Origin of the sequence: Daejeonella lutea, assembly GCF_900168015.1 — a bacterium.
Classification (GTDB): Bacteria; Bacteroidota; Bacteroidia; order Sphingobacteriales; family Sphingobacteriaceae; genus Daejeonella; species Daejeonella lutea.
On sequence record NZ_FUYR01000010.1, the window covers coordinates 1 to 1595 of the forward strand.

Annotated in this window: 1 protein-coding gene; it reads right to left on the reverse strand. The window is 39.9% G+C overall.

Annotated elements, in window-relative coordinates; genetic code table 11:
- Positions 1-79: 79 nt before the first annotated feature.
- Positions 80-1522, reverse strand: a complete 1443-nt coding sequence (locus B5X60_RS18070; protein WP_079704144.1) for an IS1182 family transposase — start codon at positions 1520-1522, stop codon at positions 80-82.
- Between the last annotated feature and the right edge of the window lie 73 nt (positions 1523-1595).

A 1595-nucleotide genomic window follows, 5' to 3' on the forward strand; every position in this document is an offset into this window, starting at 1 on the left:
GTGACCGTTGCACAACATGATGATATTTTAGGCAAGCGCGTAATAAAAGTCGGGTTTGTATTTCGCTTAATTGAAGTTTTCATATTGTAGTTTGATTGGATCTGACTAACAACTTAAAAAACAATGTGTAACGGGTTATGGGGCATGGAATTGCGTGCTTTAGTCGGTCATTTGCTCTCTCAGAACTGTGTTTTAGTAGCTTCTTCAGATTGTAAGCTATTGCTGCCATGGTCACGCATTTATTCGCCTGAGATCTTCCAATAGTGTTCACCCGTTTCATTCCTAAGAAGTTTACAAGAGTACCAATGACTGGCTCAACTGTGCTTTGTCGTTGCCTCATAATAGTCCTGGCCTCTGGAGATTTCATTCGCAGATGCATTCTTTCATAATAGGGTCTATCAACAGTGTCCGTAATGCGGCTAGCGTGCTTACCATATGCACTACAAGTTTCTTTAAAAGGACACGTCTTACATTCCCCCCTGTCGATCCGGTATTCTTTGTTATAGTATTTCCCTGCCAAATAAGTTCCGCGATAGGTTAAGTGCTTGTTGTTTATGCATTCATAATAATCTCCTTCTTTGCTGTATGTGAAGCCATCTCGCCGATAAACGAACTGGCTGTGATTTGGGATATATCCTTTAATATTATTATCCTCCAGGTATTGAAGAGCCTTACCACTACTATAGCCCGTGTCTGCTATGATTTCCTCTACCTCTAACCCAGTACCCTGAAAGTTGTCCTTCAGATGTTGAACTACCTCTGAAAGACAATCACTATCTCTGAGATCTGCAGTAAAAGCCTGGATATGAGTTATAGTATGACAAAATGTATCCACACTAACCTGCCCTAAATAATTCAATGCAGTTGCCTTTCCTGGTTTTACAGATAGCTTAGCTTCCGGATCATTCCGGTTGTAGTGAGTTTTATTAGCTGGCTTTTGCTTTTGAGTAGAATTCGGAGGTGTTTCTAGTTTTATCACTGTCTTTTCGCCTTGATCATTTTCTTCCAGCTCCTTTCCGTAGGTTTCTGCATCAGCAAGAATGTCATTGGATATCATATTATCCAACGAAGCATTCGCTTTTACAAAAACGCCGTCCACTGCTTGCCTTTTCCCGGACACCATTCCTTTGTCGATACACTGCTTTAAGACAAGCTTAAACAAGTCCATAAACACCTCCTCTCCATATAATTGTCTGGTTCGGCTTAAGGTACTATGCCAGGGAAGTTCTTCATCAATATCGTATCCGATAAAGAGCAAAATATCAAGACGCAGTTTGGATATCGCTATAATACGACGATCACTATTGCAGTTCTCCAAATAACCAACCAGCATAAGCTTCATAAATACAACCGGATCAATGCTACGCTGGCCCTCTGAACCATAATACTTATTCGTTGCTTTATATAAAAAGCTGAAGTCGATTATCTGATTTAATCTCCTGTAGAAATTGTCCTCAGGTACAGCTGAAGAAAGTTGAAAATTGAGGAAGAGCTTTTCTTGATATTTTTTCTTTCCCTGCATGATCTAATTTCAGGAAAAGTGCCTTTTTAGAAAAACATGAATTATCAACCGATGTTAGTTGTGCAACGGTCAC

Coding starts and splice junctions, on each gene's coding strand:
- B5X60_RS18070 (WP_079704144.1), bottom strand. CDS start 1,522: ATGCAGGGAAAGAAAAAATATCAAGAAAAGCTCTTCCTCAATTTTCAA.